The sequence below is a fragment of the Methylobacterium sp. WL119 genome (assembly GCF_008039875.1).
In the GTDB taxonomy this organism is placed as follows: domain Bacteria; phylum Pseudomonadota; class Alphaproteobacteria; order Rhizobiales; family Beijerinckiaceae; genus Methylobacterium.
Genome location: NZ_VRUU01000055.1, coordinates 1 through 17,217, shown reverse-complemented (window position 1 = coordinate 17,217; position 17,217 = coordinate 1). Strand labels below are relative to the sequence as shown.

Annotated in this window: 18 protein-coding genes; 11 read left to right on the top strand and 7 right to left on the bottom strand. The window is 71.0% G+C overall.

Translation table 11 applies throughout. The features are described 5' to 3' along the window. Positions 1-29: 29 nt before the first annotated feature. From FV227_RS18390 to secG, 5 genes are all read right to left on the bottom strand, one after another. A complete protein-coding gene (locus tag FV227_RS18390) occupies positions 30-1,208 on the bottom strand; it encodes a glutathionylspermidine synthase family protein (protein WP_147728856.1) in 1,179 nt (392 codons plus the stop codon). Beyond that, complete coding sequence (locus tag FV227_RS18385) at positions 1,208-1,816, bottom strand: DUF1190 domain-containing protein (protein WP_147859625.1); 609 nt, start codon at positions 1,814-1,816, stop codon at positions 1,208-1,210. Before FV227_RS18385 ends, FV227_RS18390 begins: the two co-directional genes overlap by 1 nt. Positions 1,817-2,001: 185 nt before the next feature. Further along, positions 2,002-2,403, bottom strand: a complete 402-nt coding sequence (locus FV227_RS18380; protein WP_147729176.1) for a DUF350 domain-containing protein — start codon at positions 2,401-2,403, stop codon at positions 2,002-2,004. 16 nt (positions 2,404-2,419) lie between these two features. Continuing rightward, positions 2,420-4,048: a CTP synthase gene (locus FV227_RS18375; RefSeq protein ID WP_147729175.1), complete on the bottom strand. Its 1,629-nt coding sequence runs from the start codon at positions 4,046-4,048 to the stop codon at positions 2,420-2,422. Between the two features lie 174 nt (positions 4,049-4,222). Then, positions 4,223-4,654: a preprotein translocase subunit SecG gene (gene secG, locus FV227_RS18370; protein ID WP_147859624.1), complete on the bottom strand. Its 432-nt coding sequence runs from the start codon at positions 4,652-4,654 to the stop codon at positions 4,223-4,225. Between the two features lie 260 nt (positions 4,655-4,914). Here secG and FV227_RS18365 point away from each other — a divergent pair, with 260 nt between their 5' ends. Next, on the top strand, positions 4,915-5,355 hold the full coding sequence (locus FV227_RS18365; protein WP_147859623.1) for a nuclear transport factor 2 family protein: 441 nt from the start codon (positions 4,915-4,917) through the stop codon (positions 5,353-5,355). Between the two features lie 15 nt (positions 5,356-5,370). On the opposite strand, the gene tpiA is transcribed toward FV227_RS18365, so the two are convergent. Beyond that, positions 5,371-6,132: a triose-phosphate isomerase gene (gene tpiA / locus FV227_RS18360; RefSeq protein WP_147728023.1), complete on the bottom strand. Its 762-nt coding sequence runs from the start codon at positions 6,130-6,132 to the stop codon at positions 5,371-5,373. A 278-nt stretch (positions 6,133-6,410) separates the two neighbouring features. On the opposite strand from tpiA, the gene FV227_RS18355 reads away from it, so the two are divergent. The 5 genes from FV227_RS18355 to trpE all read left to right on the top strand — a co-directional run bounded on the left by FV227_RS18355 (position 6,411) and on the right by trpE (position 12,658). Next, positions 6,411-6,947: a TadE/TadG family type IV pilus assembly protein gene (locus FV227_RS18355; protein WP_147728022.1), complete on the top strand. Its 537-nt coding sequence runs from the start codon at positions 6,411-6,413 to the stop codon at positions 6,945-6,947. After that, positions 6,947-7,660: a TadE/TadG family type IV pilus assembly protein gene (locus FV227_RS18350; RefSeq protein ID WP_147728021.1), complete on the top strand. Its 714-nt coding sequence runs from the start codon at positions 6,947-6,949 to the stop codon at positions 7,658-7,660. Before FV227_RS18355 ends, FV227_RS18350 begins: the two co-directional genes overlap by 1 nt. Next, positions 7,645-9,111, top strand: coding sequence for a pilus assembly protein TadG-related protein (locus tag FV227_RS18345; protein WP_147859622.1), 1,467 nt, complete (start codon positions 7,645-7,647; stop codon positions 9,109-9,111). Before FV227_RS18350 ends, FV227_RS18345 begins: the two co-directional genes overlap by 16 nt. A gap of 125 nt (positions 9,112-9,236) precedes the next feature. Next, on the top strand, positions 9,237-11,135 hold the full coding sequence (locus FV227_RS18340) for a peptidylprolyl isomerase (RefSeq protein ID WP_147728019.1): 1,899 nt from the start codon (positions 9,237-9,239) through the stop codon (positions 11,133-11,135). A gap of 5 nt (positions 11,136-11,140) precedes the next feature. Next, positions 11,141-12,658 (top strand): anthranilate synthase component I, encoded by a 1,518-nt coding sequence (gene trpE / locus FV227_RS18335; RefSeq protein ID WP_147859621.1) that lies wholly within the window; start codon positions 11,141-11,143, stop codon positions 12,656-12,658. 2 nt (positions 12,659-12,660) lie between these two features. Here the strand turns inward: trpE and FV227_RS18330 are convergent, their stop codons facing one another. After that, positions 12,661-13,101, bottom strand: a complete 441-nt coding sequence (locus FV227_RS18330; RefSeq protein ID WP_147729893.1) for a MarR family winged helix-turn-helix transcriptional regulator — start codon at positions 13,099-13,101, stop codon at positions 12,661-12,663. A gap of 69 nt (positions 13,102-13,170) precedes the next feature. Here FV227_RS18330 and FV227_RS18325 point away from each other — a divergent pair, with 69 nt between their 5' ends. From FV227_RS18325 to moaC, 5 genes are all read left to right on the top strand, one after another. Then, positions 13,171-13,944: a VOC family protein gene (locus FV227_RS18325; protein ID WP_147859620.1), complete on the top strand. Its 774-nt coding sequence runs from the start codon at positions 13,171-13,173 to the stop codon at positions 13,942-13,944. A 67-nt stretch (positions 13,945-14,011) separates the two neighbouring features. Further along, a complete protein-coding gene (locus FV227_RS18320) occupies positions 14,012-14,659 on the top strand; it encodes an aminodeoxychorismate/anthranilate synthase component II (protein ID WP_147729087.1) in 648 nt (215 codons plus the stop codon). Positions 14,660-14,695: 36 nt separating this feature from the next. Further along, positions 14,696-15,709 carry an anthranilate phosphoribosyltransferase gene (gene trpD / locus FV227_RS18315; protein WP_147729088.1) on the top strand — a complete coding sequence of 338 codons (1,014 nt, stop codon included), beginning with the start codon at positions 14,696-14,698 and terminating at the stop codon, positions 15,707-15,709. Positions 15,710-15,718: 9 nt separating this feature from the next. Next, positions 15,719-16,594 carry an indole-3-glycerol phosphate synthase TrpC gene (gene trpC / locus FV227_RS18310; protein WP_147729089.1) on the top strand — a complete coding sequence of 292 codons (876 nt, stop codon included), beginning with the start codon at positions 15,719-15,721 and terminating at the stop codon, positions 16,592-16,594. Positions 16,595-16,644: 50 nt separating this feature from the next. Next, positions 16,645-17,088 (top strand): cyclic pyranopterin monophosphate synthase MoaC, encoded by a 444-nt coding sequence (gene moaC, locus FV227_RS18305; protein ID WP_243933985.1) that lies wholly within the window; start codon positions 16,645-16,647, stop codon positions 17,086-17,088. Positions 17,089-17,217 lie beyond the last annotated feature (129 nt).

The following is a 17,217-nucleotide window of genomic DNA, read 5'->3' as shown; positions in this document are numbered from 1 at the left end:
GCGCTTTGCACAGCGCGTCATCGGCGCACTCACCCGGGCAGGATGACGTGCGGGACGAACAACGCCGCGTCGGTGGTGATCGGGCCGGCCGCCTCGCGCAGGCCGATCCCGACGCAGGCGTCGCCGACGATCCAGGCGCCGACGAGGGCGTGGCGCCCGTCGAAGCACGGCAGCTCGGCGAGCGCCTGCCGGACATGGCCGCCCGCGCCGTAGGTGCCGTGATCCTGCGCCAGCACCGCGCCGTCGCGCACCATCAGGACGTTGGCGCCCTCGCGCGAGAACAGCGGCTTCTTGACGAACGAGGTGCCGAGCCGCGCCTTCTGCGGGTCGTCCTCGAAATAGGCCGGCAGCAGGTTCGGGTGGCCGGGCTCGCGGGCGTAGAGATGCGGCAGCAGCCCCTTGTTGGACAGGACCGCCTTCCAGGGCGGTTCGAGGAACCGCGTCGGCGTCGCGGCGAGCGCTTCGCCGAACGCATCCGCGAACGCCCATTCCCACGGGTAGAGCTTGAACAGGGTCGCGATCGGCGCCTCCGTCCGGTCGACGAAGGCGCCGCTCGCGGCAAGGCCGATATCGCCGAGGTCGAGGAAGCGGGTCGCGAGGCCGGCCTGGCGCGCGCAATCCTCCAGGTAGGCGACGGTGCCGCGGTCCTCGGGCGCGTCGGCGTAGGCCGCCAGGGCCAGGCAGGTGCCGCCGACCGCCCGGAACCGCTCGATCAGGCGCTCGTGCACGGCGTTGAACTGGTCCGAGCTCGCCGGCACCCGCCCGAGCCGCAGCAGGTCCTCGAGCCAGAGCCACTGGAACACCGCGGATTCGTAGAGCGCGGTCGGCGTGTCGGCGTTGTATTCGAGGAGCTTGGCCGGGCCGGTGCCTTCGCCGCCGTAGGCGAGGTCGAGCCGCCCGTAGAGCGAGGGGTCGCCGCGGCGCCAGCTGGTGCGCACGACGTCCCACATCGCCTCCGGGATCGCCAGGGAGGCCAGGATGCGCGCGTCCTCAACCGCGTCGGCGACGAAGGCGAGGCACAGCGCGTGGAGCTCGGTGCCAGGCGCCTCGATGTCGCGCTCGATCTCGCCGAGCGTGAAGGCGTAGGCGTAGGCGTAGGCGTGGCTCTCGTCCCAGTAGGGCGCGCCGTCGAGGGTGTGGAAGGTGAAGCCGTTGGCCCGCGCGCTCGCACGCCAGCCCGGCCGCTCGCCGATCGCGATGCGGCGCATCAGCCGCCGCTCCCGTGACCCGCCATCCCATGGGAGGCGAAGCCCCGGCCGGTCGCGCCGAACCCGCCGAAGGCGGCCGGGCGCACCGCGGACGAGGCGACGCGCGCGCGCGACGACGCACCGCCGCTCCCGGTGACGACGCGGCCGCCCCAGCTCGTGCGGTAGCCGCCCGATCCGGAATACGCCGCCCCGGCCTGGCCGGGGCGATGATCGTAGACGGGCTGCGGCGCGAGGGCCTGCTCGATCCGGCGGCCGATGACGTAGCCGGCCAGCATCGGCACGAAGCGGCCGGCCGCGCTCGTCGCCACGGCGGTTCCGTCGACGCAATGCCCGGTGCCGTGATGCCCCTCGCAATCGGCCAGGGAGAGGTAGCGCGGCGCCGCCTCCGGATAGGCCGCCAGCGCCGTGGCGTAGGTGCTCCGGCAATCGGTCTCCGTCCGAATGCCGCCGCGGATGCAGGCGTCGGGACCGCCGTAGACCAGGACGTCCTCCTCGCGCTGCGAGGGATCGTACCGCCCGAGCGCGAGGGCCGTGGCGCCGGCGCCGGCGACGAGGACGAGCGCGACGGTGGTCGAGCGCTTCGAGGACCGTTCGATGGACGAGGCCATGATCGTTCGGACCGTCTCGGACGGCCCGGCTCCCTGGCGGCAGAACGCCGCGAGGCCCGGATGTAGGAACGCCGGCGGCCCTTGAGAAGATCGTCCAGCTTCGCCGGCCGGCCCCGCCGCGGCGCCCGATGCGCGATCCGCGACGCCTGGCGCCGCTCGCTCGGCGGATCACGATCGCGGGCTCGTCAGTAGGTTATGGCCGCCGCATCGATCACGCCGCCGCCGGCGAGCGAGGCCGAGGCGAGCAGGATCGCCGCGGCGCCTTCGCCCGCCGCGATCCGCCGGGACAGGTCGGGCAGGACGATCCGGACCAGGAAGTAGATCAGGATCTGCACGACGAGGGCGACGAGGCCCCAGATCACGCAGTCGAGGGCCGATTGCGCGTTGTAGATCGCCACGGCCAGCGGCAGCGCGTAGCAGAGCAAGCTGCCGCCGAGCGCGGTGGCGGCGGCGACGTTGTTCGCCCGGATCAGCGCGATCTCGCGGTGCGCCGTCGTCGTCAGGTAGACGCCGAGGTAGAGCGCCACGAGCCCGCAGGCGATGGCGCCGTAGCCGAGGAAGGCGGGCAGCCCGGAGATCGAGGTCATCACGGGCGGTCCCGCCTCACACCAGGCGGCTCTGCTCGATCGCGGCGCCGACGAAGCCCTCGAACAGCGGATGCGGCGCGAAGGGACGCGACTTCAGCTCCGGGTGGAACTGCACGCCGATGAACCACGGGTGGCCGACATGCTCGACCGTCTCGGGCAGGAGCCCGTCCGGCGACAGGCCGGAGAAGCGCAGGCCCTTGGCCTCGAGCCGCTCGCGATAGGCCATGTTGACCTCGTAGCGGTGGCGGTGGCGCTCGGAGATGTGGGTGCTGCCGTAGATCCCGGCGATCTTCGTGTCGGGGTGCAGCGTCGCATCGTAGGCGCCGAGCCGCATGGTGCCGCCGAGGTCGCCGGCGGCCGCACGCTGCTCCAGCTCGTTGCCGCGCAGCCACTCGGTGAGCAGGCCGACCACCGGCTCGGCCGTGTCGCCGAACTCGGTCGAGTTCGCGTCCGGCACGCCGGCGAGCGACCGGGCCGCCTCGATCACCGCCATCTGCATGCCGAAGCAGATCCCGAAATACGGGATCTTCCGCTCGCGGGCGAAGCGCGCCGCGCGGATCTTGCCCTCCGCCCCCCGCTGGCCGAAGCCGCCGGGCACCAGGATGCCGTTGATGCCTTCGAGGAACGGGGCCGGGTCCTCGCGCTCGAACACCTCCGCCTCGATCCATTCGAGGTTGACGCGGCAGCGATGGCTGATGCCGCCGTGGATCAGCGCCTCGGTGAGCGACTTGTAGGCGTCCTTCAGGCCCGTGTACTTGCCGACGATGGCGATGGTGACCTCGCCCTCGGGGTTCTTCACCCGCTCGGAGATCGTGCGCCAGCGCGAGAGGTCCGGCTCGCCGTCGTGGGCGAGGCCGAAATGCGCGAGCACCTCGCGGTCGAGGCCGGCCTCGCGGTAGGAGAGCGGCACGTCGTAGATCGAGGCGACGTCGCGCGCCTCGATCACCGCGGTCTCGCGCACGTTGCAGAACAGCCCGAGCTTGCGCCGCTCGTCGGCGGGTATCGGCCGGTCGCACCGGCAGAGCAGGATGTCGGGCTGGATGCCGATCGAGCGCAGCTCCTTCACCGAGTGCTGCGTCGGCTTGGTCTTCAGCTCGCCGGCGGACGGGATGTAGGGCAGCAGCGTCAGGTGCACGAAGGCGGTCGAGCCGCGCGGCAGGTCGTTGCCGAGCTGGCGGATCGCCTCGAAGAACGGCAGGCCCTCGATGTCGCCGACCGTGCCGCCGATCTCGACGAGCACGAAATCGAAGGCGTCGTTGCCGTCGCGAACGAAGTCCTTGATCGCGTTGGTGACGTGCGGGATCACCTGGATCGTCGCGCCGAGGTAGTCGCCGCGGCGCTCTTTGGCGATGATGTCCTGGTAGATCCGGCCGGTGGTGATGTTGTCGGCACGCGTCGCCGGGACGCCGGTGAAGCGCTCGTAATGCCCGAGGTCGAGGTCGGTCTCGGCACCGTCGTCGGTGACGAAGACCTCGCCGTGCTGGGTCGGGCTCATCGTGCCCGGGTCGACGTTGAGGTAGGGGTCGAGCTTGCGCAGGCGGACCGAGTAGCCGCGCGCCTGGAGCAGCGCCGCGAGCGCCGCCGAGGCCAGACCCTTGCCGAGCGAGGAGACCACGCCGCCGGTGATGAAAACGTACCGCGTCATGGGCCTCGGTCCATAGAGAAGGCTGGGCGATTCGCCAAACGGCATGCCACCCGCACCGCGCGATTCCCACGGAATTCGCACAATGCTGGATTGGGCCGGCCTAGGGCGGGAGCGTTAAGTTTCCTTTGCCCGATCGAACGGCGCGGCTGCGTCGCTCCGATTCGATCGCGGCACTCAACGCGACTGGGGCGCGTCCGGAACGGCCGGCTGGGCCGGAGTCGGGGCCGCCGGCGCGGCGGGCGCCGCCGGGGTGCCCGCGGCCGGGGCGTTGTTCTGCCGGCGCAACGTGTCGAGCAGGTTGTCGGCGCCCGCGGGCTGGCCGGCCGGCTGCGTCGTGCCGTTGGCGCCGTCGAGGATCGATTTCGGCGCGGCGGAGCGGTGCGACATCACCGCCAGGGTCAGGCTGGTGACGAAGAACAGGGCGGCGAGGATCGCGGTGGCCCGCGTCAGCGCGTTGGCCTGGCCGCGCCCGGTCATGAAGCCCGAGACGCCGCCGCCGCTGCTGCCGGCGCCGAGGCCGAGGCCGCCCTCGGACCGCTGCAGCAGCACCACGCCGATCAGCGACAGCACGATGATGAGATGGACGACGATCAGGACGGTCTGCATCGGAATTCCGGAATCGTTCTTGCGCGCGCCGGTCCCGGGAGCCGTTCGCTGGGACGGGGAGCCGGACACGACGGCCGGAGCTGCATCGCACCGGCTACAAATCTGCCGGGGGCATACACCACAAGCGTGCGGGCGCCAAACGTGACGATCGGCGCGCCGATGTCAGCCGCCCGGCTCCCCGGACGATCGCTCCGCGTGCTCAAAGGCGGGCGCGAAGAGCGGCGCTTCGGATCGGCCGCCTCGGACCGGAGGATGACGCCATGCCCATCTCACGCCGCCTCGTGCTCGCCGTGGCGCTCGCCGCCTCCGTCGCCCGGGCCGCCCCGGCGGGCGCGGCGGGACCGGAGGCCGAGGTGGAGGCGGCGGTCGACGCCCTGACCGCGGCCTTGCTCGCGCCGGACGCGGCCACCCTCGACGCGCTGGTGCTCGACGGCCTGAGCTACGGTCATTCGAGCGGCGCCGTGCAGGGCAAGGCGGCCTTCGTCGACGCGCTGACGAGCGGGCGCTCCGCCTTCCCAAGCATCGTCCTGTCGGACCGCTCGGTCTCGGTCGTCGGCGAGGACGCCATCGCCCGGCACGTGTTCAGCGGCGAGGCGACCTCCGGCGGCAAGACCGCGCCGGTGCGCATCGGCGTGATGCAGGTCTGGCACCGGGACGGCGGCCGCTGGCGGCTGCTCGCCCGGCAGGCCTACAAGATCTGAGCGGGCGCGGATCGCTCAGGCGTAGGCGGCGCAGATTCCCAGAAAATCCTCGGCGACGAGGCTGGCGCCGCCGACGAGCGCGCCGTCGACGTTCTCCACCGAGAGCAGCTCGCGCGCGTTGCCGGGCTTGACCGAGCCGCCGTAGAGGATGCGGATCTTGGCCGCCTCCTCGCCGACGAGCTTGTCGAGCATCTCGCGCAGGGAGGCGTGGACCTCGGCGATCTCGCGCGCCGTCGGCGTGCGGCCCGAGCCGATCGCCCAGACCGGCTCGTAGGCGATCACGGTGTCGGCGCCGGTCGCGCCCTTCGGCGTGCCGATGGCGAGCTGCGCCCGGACGATGTCGAGGGCCCGGCCCTGCTCGCGCTCCTCCATGGTCTCGCCGACGCAGATGATGCCGCACAGGCCGGCGCGCCGGGCGCCCAGGGCCTTGGCGTGGACGCCGTCGTCGGTCTCGTGATGGTAGGCCCGGCGCTCGGAATGTCCGACGATGACGTAGCGCGCGCCGAGGTCGGCCAGCATCTCGGCGGAAATCGAGCCGGTGAAGGCGCCGCTCGGCTTGGCATGGAGGTTCTGGCCGCCGATGGCGATCGACGAATCGTAGGTCGCGGCGACGCAGGCCGAGATCAGCGTCGAGGGCGGGCAGATCAGCAGGTCGATCGTCTCGGCGAGCGCCGGGGACAGGCCGGTCCGCACCGCGTCGACCACGGGGATCGAGGCCCGGGTGCCGTTCATCTTCCAGTTGCCCGCAACCAGGGGCCGCCGTCCCGAACGCATCATCGATGTCCCTGCCGTCCCAAACGCCTGCCGGCGCACGCGTGGGCCGGGGCTACCAGAGCCCGCATGAGGGCGCAAACCGGATCGGCCGCGCCGGGAGACGATCCGCGACGAAGATCACCCGGCCCCCGCTCCGGGGACGGGCGGCATGCCGAGACGCGATGGATCGAAAGAACCGAGGACACCCGCGCGGGGGATGCCGGCGAGGCGGAGGGGCGATAGGCCGAAAACGGCTACCTTATGTTAGATCGGCCTTAATTCCTGACATGCGATCACGGCGCATGCGCGGTCCACGGACATTCCTTCAGGCGAGAGGCGGAGCGACGGCGGTCGAATTCGCCCTCGTCGCGCCGATGCTGCTGTTGACGATCGCCTTCGTCATGGCCGTCGCCCTGGTGATGTTCGTCAACCAGCGGCTCGATTACGCGACGAGTCAGGCCGCGCGGCAGGTGATGATCGGCAAAGCCAAGATCAATGGCATCGATCAGGCGACGTTCAAGACCGCGCTCTGCAGCAGGCTGCCGGCCGTGATGTCGTGCGGGAACGTCGTGGTGAACCTCTACAAAGTGCAGCCGACCTTTGGCGCGAAGAGCGGCTACTACGCCTTCGTCAAGCCGGACGTCAGCGGCCTCCTGGTGCCGTCCCAGACGAGCGGATCGGGCCAGTACGATCTCGGCAATGCTGGAGACTATCAGTACCTGCAGGTCATCTACCCGATTTCGGTCCTGCCGAGCGTCTTCGCATCCATGCTCGGCACCGACGGCTCCACGAGCTACCTGGCGATCTCGACGGCGGCATTCCGCAACGAGAAGTTTTGATGGCACCCCGTCGGCCATCCCTCACGCAACGCTTCCGCGACGACCGGCGCGGGCTGTCGGCGGTCGAGTTCGCGCTCGTCCTGCCGGTGCTGCTCGCGCTGATGCTCGGCGGCATCCAGTTGGTCACGTATGTGAACGCGACGCGCAAGGTCGAGCTCGTCGCGCACTCGATCAGCCAGATGATCTCACAGGTGCCGCCGCCGCCGGGGGCCACGATCGCCACGGTCAACGCGACCGACCTTCACTTCAGCTTCGATTCGGCGCTCGTGCTGTTCCCCTACGTCATGAAGGATGCGGCCCGGCAGAACGTGCTTTGGTCGAACGACATCACCATCAAGTACGCCAGCGTCGCCTTCACGCAGAAGTCGACCGCCTGCAACGACCCGGCCGACATGAGCGCCTGCTACACGGCCAACGTCGTGTGGACGAGCACGGGCACGTCCGGCAGCACCCAGCGCTCCTGCGGGACGCCTTTGCTGCCCGCCGACAATACCGCCGCGCCGAACGTCGGAACCTTGCCGCGCTCGGTCTACGGTCCCGGCTCGATCATCGTCATCGACGTGGCATTCACCTTCAAGCCGACCTTCGGCGCCAAGTTCTTTTCAGGCAGCCAGATCGCCCGCTCGGTCTACGTCCAGCCGCGCTACGCCACCCTCGTGAACTACGACACCGCGAACAGCGACGGGATCGCCACGAAATGTTCTGGCTACTGAACCGCCTTCGCCGGGCAGACCGGCACGCCATCTCGCGTCCGAGCTTTGCGGAGGCACGGGGTGGCAACGTCGCGATGATCTTCGGCCTCAGCCTCATCCCGCTGGTCGGGCTCATCGGGCTCGGGGTCGATTACGGCGTCGCGATCACCAACAAGACGAAGCTCGACGGCGCGGCGGACGCGGCCGCGGTCGCGGCCGTGGCGACGGCCAAGGCCTACATCGCCGCCAACCAGGGCCAGCCCAACCTCACCGCCAAGGCGATCGCTGCGGGCATCACCCAGGCCACCAACGTCTTCAACGTCAACGCGGGGAAGGTGCCGTTCACCACCTACACGCTGCAGACGCCGCAGCTGGCCCCGGACGGCCAATCCCTGACGTCGACGGTCGCCTACACCGCCACCGTGACGAACACCTTCGGCCGGATCTTCCGCACGCCGACGACCCCCCTCGCCAATACGGTGACCGCGTCGACCGACCTCGCAAGCTACCTCGACTTCTACGTGATGGTGGACGTGTCGGGATCGATGGGGCTGCCGACCTCGGCGAGCGACATGAACCTGCTCGCCAGCATGAACGTCGAATCGACGCTCACCGATTCCAAACAGGGATGCATGTTCGCTTGCCACTGGCCCGGAGCCAACGGGTGGAACCTGGCAGTCAATCACAAACCGAAACCGATTCAATTGCGTTCGGATTCTGTCAACAATGCCGTTTGCTCGCTGCTTCAGCGTGCCACGAGCCAAATGATCGTCCCGAACCAGTACCGGGTCGGCATCTATCCGTTCATCAATCAGTTGGCGACGCTTTCTCCGCTCTCCAGCAACCTTGCCACGGCGAACACGGCGGCCGAATGCACGAAGCAACCGCCAATGGCGTTCACCAATCTTCTCGATACCAACACCACCCAGCTCTCCGTCAACGGCGATCCGAGCACCGGCACGGGGAGCGGCGGGACGCATTTCGAGGTCGCCCTGCCTCAGATGAAGTCGACCATCTCGGCTTACGGTGATGGCTCGTCCACCAGCAACCCGAAGCCGTTCGTGTTTCTCATCACGGACGGCATGCAGAACGGTCAACACTACTATCTTTGGAAGAACGGAAAGTACACGTATCCTGGAAACCCATCGAAGTTCAACGGCTATGCCAACGCGTGGTGGGACGGTTCCAGCCCCGCCCAAATGGACCCGTCCAATTGCACAGTGCTGAAGAACGCCGGCGCGACAATCTCAGTCCTCTACATCCCCTATATTACGATCAACTCAACCAACGACGGAACCTATACGGCTTGGGAGAACAATCAGGTCAACCAATTCAGCCCGACGCTCTCGACCCCGCTCAAGAGCTGCGCCTCGCCGGGCTTCTTCTTCACGGCCAGTTCGGCGGACGAAATCAACGCTTCGCTGAGCGCGATGCTCGACCGCGCCGTGAAGATGACCCGCCTGACGCAGTAGGCTCGGCGGCGGCCTTTGCCTGCCGGTGCGGACTAGGCTATCGCGGGCGGATCGAAGGACGGCGCCTCGCGGCGCCCGACAGGGCCGGATGCCTCCGGCGATCCGAGCGCGCGTAAGCTAAGAGAATGCTGCAGAACATCCGCAACGCGAGCCAGCACTGGCTCGGCAAGATCGTGCTGACGGTGATCTTCACGTTCCTGATCGCGGGCGTCGCGGTCTTCGGCGTCGAGGAGTTCTTCCGCGGCGGCTCGTCGACCGCGGTGGCCACCGTCGGCAAGACGCCGATCACGGCCGAGGCCGTCCGCACCGCCTACCAGAACCAGCTCCAGCGCTACCAGACGCAGATGCGGCGCACGCTGACCCCGGATCAGGCGCGGGCGCTCGGCGTCGACCGGCAGGTGCTGTCCCAGCTTGTGACCGAGGCGTCGCTCGACCAGAAGACCTCCGATCTCGGCCTCGCGGTGCCCGACGCCTCGGTGATCCGGGCGATCCACGACGAGAAGAGCTTCCAGAACGCGCAAGGCCAGTTCGAGTCGGCGCTGTTCTACCAGACCCTCCAGCGCGCCGGCCTGAACGAGGCGATGTTCGTGCGCGAGCAGCGCGCCGTCATCGCGCGGCTGCAGCTCGCCGAGGCGGTCTCCGCCGACCTGCACGTGCCGGAGGCGATGCGCCTGGCGGTGCATCGGTACGCCACCGAGCGGCGCAAGGCCGCCTACCTGATGCTGCCGCCCTCGGCCGCCGGCGAGGTCGCGGCGCCGAGCGAGGACGCGCTGAAGGCCTATTACGAGGGAAACCGCTCGGCCTACCGTGCCCCGGAATACCGCGCCGCGACCCTGCTGGTGCTCGACCCGGCGGCGATGGCCAAGCCCGACGCCGTCTCGGCCGAGGAGGTGCAGAAGGCCTACGACCAGGAGAAGGCGCGCTTCGGCGCGCCCGAGAAGCGCACGATCCAGCAGATCGTGTTCCCCGATGCCGCGGCCGCCGAGGCGGCACGCAAGGCGATCGCCGACGGCAAGAGCTTCGCCGCGGTGGCGGAGGAGCGCGGCACCGACGGCAAGGACCTGACCCTGGGGACGCTGACGCGGGCCGAGCTGTTCGATCCGGCCGTGGCCGATGCCGCCTTCGGCCTCGACAAGGACGGCACCAGCCAGCCGGTGAAGGGCCGCTTCGGCACGGTGCTCCTCCACGTCACCGCGATCGAGCCGGCGACGGTGAAGACGCTGGCCGAGGTCGAGCCGGAGATCCGCAGGCAGATCGCGCTGGCGCGGGCCCGCGACGGCGTCGACAAGATCCACGACGCGATCGAGGACCAGCGCGCCGGCGCCAAGCCGCTCGCCGACATCGCCAAAGAGCGCGACCTGCCGATCGTGACGATCGCGGGCGTCGACGCGCAGGGCAAGGATCCGGCGGGCCGGACGGTGGCCGGCATCCCCGATTCCGAGACGACGCTGCCGGCGCTGCTGCGCGCCGAGATCGGCGGCGACAACGAGCCGCTGCGGACCAAGGCCGGCGGCTACGTCTGGTACGACGTGACCAAGATCGACGCGGCGCACGACAAGCCCCTCGACGAGGTCCGCGACGCGGTCGCCGCAGGCTGGCGCGAGGCCGAGGTGTCGCGCCTGCTGCAGGCCAAGGGCAAGGCTCTGGCCGAGCGGCTCGACAAGGGCGAGACCCTCGCGGCGCTCGGCACCGAGATCGGCGTCAACCCGCAAGAGGGCGACGATCTGGCCCGCAACCAGGCCAAGGACGCGCTGACGGTCGACGTGGTCAACCGCATCTTCGCGACCGCCGTCGGCAAGGCCGGCTCGGCCGCGTCCGGCGAGGCGCGCGCGGTCTACAAGGTCGAGGCCGCGACGATGCCGGCCTTCGTCGCCGGCAGCCCGGCGGACAAGACGATCGAGGGCAACTTCCGCACCGCGCTGGCCGACGACGTGCTCGGCGAATACATCGCCGAGGTGCAGAAGAACGCCGGCGTCAGCGTCAACCAGGCGGCGCTGCGGCGCGCGATCGGCGGCGAGTACTAGGGCCGATGGCGGACGCGTCCGACTACGCCGCCTACGCGGCGGCCTACGAGGCCGGTCGCCCGGTCCTCCTCGACCTGACGCTGGTGGCCGACCTCGAGACGCCGGTCGCCGCGTTCCTCAAGCTGCGCAGCCGCCATTCCGGCCCGGCCTTCCTGCTCGAATCGGTCGAGGGCGGCGTGGTGCGCGGGCGCTACTCGATGATCGGCCTCGATCCCGACCTCGCCTGGCGTTGCCGCGACGGCCGCGCCGCACTCGCCCGCGACGACCTCTCCGCCTTCGTCGCCGACGCGCGCGCGCCGCTCGAGTCGCTGCGCGCGCTGATCGCCGAGAGCGCGATCGTGGAGGGCGAGGGCTCCGAGCTTCCGCCGATGGCGGCCGGCCTGTTCGGCTATCTCGGCTACGACATGGTCCGTGCCATGGAACGGCTGCCCGAGCCCAATCCCGACCCGCTGAACGTGCCCGACGCCATCCTCGTGCGCCCGCGGGTGATGGTGGTGTTCGATTCCGTGCGCGACCTGATCACCGTGGTCTGCCCGGTGCGCCCGGCGGCCGGGGTGACGGCGAAGGCCGCCTACGAGGCGGCGCTGGCGCGCCTCGACCGGATCGCCGAGGCGCTGGAAGGCCCGCTGCCGATCGAGGCGCGGGTCGACCTCGCCGCGGTCGCGAGGCCCGAGCCGGTCTCGAACACCTCGCCGGAGGCCTATCTCGCGATGGTGGCCAAGGCGAAGGAATACATCGCCGCCGGCGACGTGTTCCAGGTGGTGCTGTCGCAGCGCTTCGAGGCGCCGTTCACCCTGCCGGCGATCGCGCTCTACCGCTCGCTGCGGCGCACGAACCCGGCGCCGTTCCTGTGCTACCTCGACTTCTGCGAGTTCCAGGTCGTCTGCTCGTCGCCCGAGATCCTCGTGCGGGTGCGCGACGGCAAGGTCACGATCCGGCCGATCGCCGGCACCCGCCGCCGCGGCGCGACGCCGGCCGAGGACCGCGCGCTCGCCGACGAGCTGCTGGCCGACCCCAAGGAGCGCTCCGAGCACCTGATGCTGCTCGACCTCGGCCGCAACGACGTCGGCCGCGTCGCCCGGCTCGGCACCGTCACCGTCACCGGCTCGTTCTTCCTCGAATACTACAGCCACGTGATGCACATCGTCTCGAACGTCGAGGGCGACCTCGACCCGAGGCACGACACCCTGGCCGCGCTCGCGGCCGGGTTCCCGGCCGGCACGGTCTCGGGGGCACCGAAGGTGCGGGCGATGGAGATCATCGACGAGCTCGAGCGCGAGAAGCGCGGGCCCTACGGCGGCTGCATCGGCTATTTCGGCGCGCGCGGCGAGATGGACACCTGCATCGTCCTGCGCACCGCGATCGTGAAGGACGGCCGCATGCACGTGCAGGCCGGCGCCGGCATCGTCTACGATTCCGATCCGCAATCCGAGCAGCAGGAATGCGTGAACAAGGCCCGCGCCCTGTTCCGCGCGGCCGAGGACGCGGTGCGCTTCGCGGCCCAGGCGAAGCGCGGTCAGTAGGCTCAGCCGAGCGCGCGCAACGCGGTCCGCAAGGCATCCGCATCGACCCCGCCGAGCGCCGCATCGACGGCCGCGTGCGTCTCGCGCCAGACCGGCACCGCCGCCACGAGGCTGGCGCGACCGGCCTCCGTCAAGGCCAGGAGGCGGCCGCGCCGGTCCTTCGGATCGACGGCGACCGTCGCGAGGCCGCGCCGCTCCAGAACCTTCACGGCGGCGGTGAGCGTCGTCCGGTCCATCGCGAGCAGGCGGGCCACCGACGCCATCGGCGCCGGCTCGGGCCGGTTGAGGGACATCAGCAGCGAGAACTGCCCGCTCGTCAGCCCGAGCGGCCGCAGCGCGTCGTCGAAGCGGCGACCGAGGGCGCGGGCCGCGCGCTGGGTGTGCAGGCAAAGGCACGTCTCGCGGACGACGGCGGTGGTCGCGAAGGGGACGACGGTTGACATCCGTCAAATTGCGTTGATATCAACGCAAATCGCAATGCGACAAACGCGCCTGTTCCGGGAGCCGAGGCCGTGGCGGATCACGCGGGCACCTTCGTCTGGTACGAGCTGACGACGCCCGATATCGCGTCGGCCCAAGCCTTCTACGGCGCGGTCGCAGGCTGGAGCATCGCCGATGCGGGGATGCCGGGGGTCGACTACCGCATCGCGCGGGCGGGCGACGTCCGGATCTGCGGGATGATGGCCCCGACCGGATGCGAGCCCCCCGCCGGCGCGCGGCCGGGCTGGCTCGGATACGTCGCGGTCGCCGACGTGGACGCCTCCGCCGCGCGCGTGACGGCGGCCGGCGGGCGCGTGACCTTCGGACCGCGCGACATCCCGGGCGTCGGCCGGTTCTGCACGGCCGCCGACCCGCAGGGCGCCGCCTTCGCGCTGTTTCGCGGCGACGGGACGCCGCCGCCGATGCCGCCGCCGGGCACGCCCGGCCCGTTCGGCTGGCACGAGCTGCACGCCCGCGATGGGGAACCGGCCTTCGCCTTCTATGCCGGCCTGTTCGGCTGGGAAAAGTCCATGGCGGTCGATATGGGGCCGATGGGCACCTATCAGGTCTTCGCCCGCCACGGGGTCGACCTCGGCGGGATGATGACCTCGCCGATGCCGGCAGCCCCGTGCTGGCTGTTCTACATCGCCGTCGAATCGATCGCCGCCGCGGCCGAGCGGGTCGCTGCGGCCGGCGGCACCGTCCTGCAGGGCCCGCACGCGGTGCCGGGGGGCGCCTGGATCATCCAGGCCAAGGATCCGCAGGGCACGCTGTTCGCCCTGGTCGGGCCGAGGGTGGCGGCCTGACCGGCGTGAAGCGGCAGACGCGCCCGGCGCCTTGACCGGCGCCGCCGGCCGGGCCAGATCGTCGGTCATGGAACCCGCGCCGACGCCCTCCGTCCTCGTCATCGACAACTACGATTCCTTCACCTGGAACCTCGTCCATCTGATCGGCCCGCTCAGCGGCGCGATCGACGTGGTGCGCAACGACCAGGTGACGGTCGACGAGATCCGCGCGCGCGCGCCCGACGCCCTGGTGCTGTCGCCCGGGCCCTGCACCCCGAACGAGGCCGGCATCTGCCTCGATGCGGTCAGGGAGCTCTCGGGCGAGATCCCGATCTTCGGGGTCTGCCTCGGCCTCCAGGCGATCGGCCAGGCCTTCGGCGGCGACGTGGTGCGGGCGCCCGCGCCGATGCACGGCAAGGTCTCGACCATCCGCCACGGCGCGAAGGGCATCTTCCGCGGGCTCAACGACAGCTTCGACGCGACGCGCTACCATTCGCTGGTGGTCGATCGCGCCGGCTGCCCCGAGGCGCTGACGGTGACCGCCGAGGCCGACGGCCTGATCATGGGCCTGGAGCACGCGCACCTGCCGGTGCACGGCGTGCAGTTCCACCCCGAGAGCATCCTCTCGCATCACGGCACGCGGATCCTGCAGAACTTCCTCGACATCGCGACGGCGTGGAACCGGGCGCGCGGGCGGGACCAGGCACGTGACAAGGCCCGTCCCGGCGTGCATTGACGCGGGATTCCCGCGAACGCGTCGCCCGTCGAGCCGATGGAATCCTTCAAGCCCCATCTCGCCAAGGTCGCCGCCGGGTTCTCCCTCGACCGGGCGGAAGCCCGCGCGGCGTTCGACGACCTGCTGTCGGGCGAGGTCACGCCCGTCCAGGCCGGCGCCTTCCTCGTCGGCCTCAAGGTCCGCGGCGAGACGCCGGACGAGATCGTCGGCGCCGTCGAGGCGATGCGCGCGCGCATGGTCCGGGTCGCGGCGCCGGCCGGCAGCGTCGACGTGGTCGGCACCGGCGGCGACCACTCGGGCAGCTACAACGTCTCGACGCTGGCCGCGATCGTCACCGCCGCCTGCGGCGTGCCGGTGGCCAAGCACGGCAACCGCGCCGCGACCTCGCGCTCGGGCGCGGCCGACGTGCTGGCGGCGCTCGGCGTCAGGCTCGGGCTCGACCCGGCGGGCCTGAGCCGGTGCCTGACGCAGGCCGGCCTGTGCTTCATGTTCGCCCAGACCCACCACGGCGCGATGCGGCACGTGGCGGCGGTGCGCTCGGAATTGCCGGTGCGCACCATCTTCAACTTGCTCGGGCCCCTCTCGAACCCGGCCGGCGTCGAATGCCAGCTGCTCGGCGTGTCGCAGGCGGCCTGGGCCGAGCCGCTGACGCAGGTCCTCGCCGAGCTCGGAAGTCGCCGGGTCTGGACCGTGCACGGCTCGGACGGGCTCGACGAGATCACCGTCACCGGCCCGACCCAGGTGGTGGCGCTGGAGGACGGCCGGATCTCGACCTTCGCGGTCGATCCGCGGGACGTCGGCCTGCCGCTGCACGACCTCGAGGCGCTGCGCGGCGGCGATCCCGAGCACAACGCGCGCGCCTTGGCCGACGTCCTGTCGGGCACGCGCAACGCCTACCGGGACATCGCGGTTCTGAATGCGGGCGCCGCGCTCGTGGTCGCAGGCCTGACGCACGCCCTCGCCGACGGCGTCGCGCGGGCGCAGGATGCGATCGATTCGGGGGCGGCCCGCGCGACGCTGGCCCGCCTCGTCGCGGTCTCGAACGGATAGGGTATACCGATGGCCACCGACGCCCTCGCCGAACCGCCGCCTCCGACCGAGCCGCCGGCGACCGATCGCTCGAGCGTGCTCGCCCGCATCGAGGCCTACAAGCGCCGCGAGATCGCCGAGGCGAAGCTGCGGGTGCCGCTCGCCAAGCTGGAGACGCGCGCCGCCAAGGCCTCGCCGCCGCGGGGCTTCGCCGACGCGATCCGGGCGCACGTGGCGGAAGGGCGCCCGGCGCTGATCGCCGAGGTGAAGAAGGCCTCGCCGTCCAAGGGCCTGATCCGGGCGGATTTCGACCCGGCCGCGCTGGCCGCCGCCTACGAGAAGGGCGGCGCCACCTGCCTCTCGGTGCTCACCGACGAGCCCTCGTTCCAGGGCCGGCCCGAATACCTCACCCAGGCGCGCGAGGCCTGCCGGCTTCCGGTGCTGCGCAAGGACTTCCTGTTCGAGCCCTACCAGGTCTACGAGGCGCGGGCCTGGGGCGCCGACTGCATCCTGGCGATCATGGCCTGCCTCGACGACGACGAGGCGGAAGCCCTGGTCGAGACGGCGCACGAGCTCGGCATGGACGTGCTGGTCGAGGTGCACGACGCCGCCGAGCTCGCCCGCGCGATCCCGCTCGGCACCGCGCTGATCGGCGTCAACAACCGCAACCTGAAGACCTTCGAGGTCTCGTTCGAGACTGCGATCACGCTCGGCGCCGAGATCCCGCCCGACCGCATCGCGGTGGCCGAGAGCGGCATCGGCGGCCATGCCGACGTCGCCCGGCTCGGCCGCCACGGCCTCAACGTCGTCCTCGTCGGCGAGAGCCTGATGCGCCAGGACGACGTGACGGCGGCGACGCACGACCTGCTGTTCGGGCCCAAGGCCGCGAAGAAGGCGAAGGGCTGATCGTGGACGAACCCCGCCTCACGCACCTCGACGCCACCGGCGCGGCCAACATGGTCGACGTCGGCGACAAGCCCGCGACCACCCGCACCGCCCGCGCCGAGGGGCGGGTGGTGATGCTGCCCGCCACTCTGGCGCTGATCCGCGAGGGCGATGCCAAGAAGGGCGACGTGGTCGGCACCGCCCGCCTCGCCGGGATCATGGCGGCCAAGCGCACCCACGAGCTGATCCCGCTCTGCCATCCGCTCCTGCTCACCAAGGTCCGGGTCGATTGCGAGATCGACGACGCGCTGCCGGGCCTGCGCCTCACGGCGGAGGTCCGCGTGCAGGGCCCGACCGGCGTCGAGATGGAGGCGCTGACCGCCGTCTCGGTCGCCTGCCTCACGGTCTACGACATGGTGAAGGCCGCCGACCGCGGCATGCGGATCGAGGGCATCCGCCTGCTCGCCAAGGACGGCGGCCGCTCCGGCGCGTACCGCGCGGAGGACGCGGCGTGATGGCCCCCGGCGCTCATCCCTCCCCCCTGTGCGGGGGCGGGTGGCCCACGAAGCGGGTCGGGAGAGGGGAACGCCGTATCCGGAGAGGTCGCCCCCCTCTCCCGACCTTCGGTGCCGCGAGGCCCACCC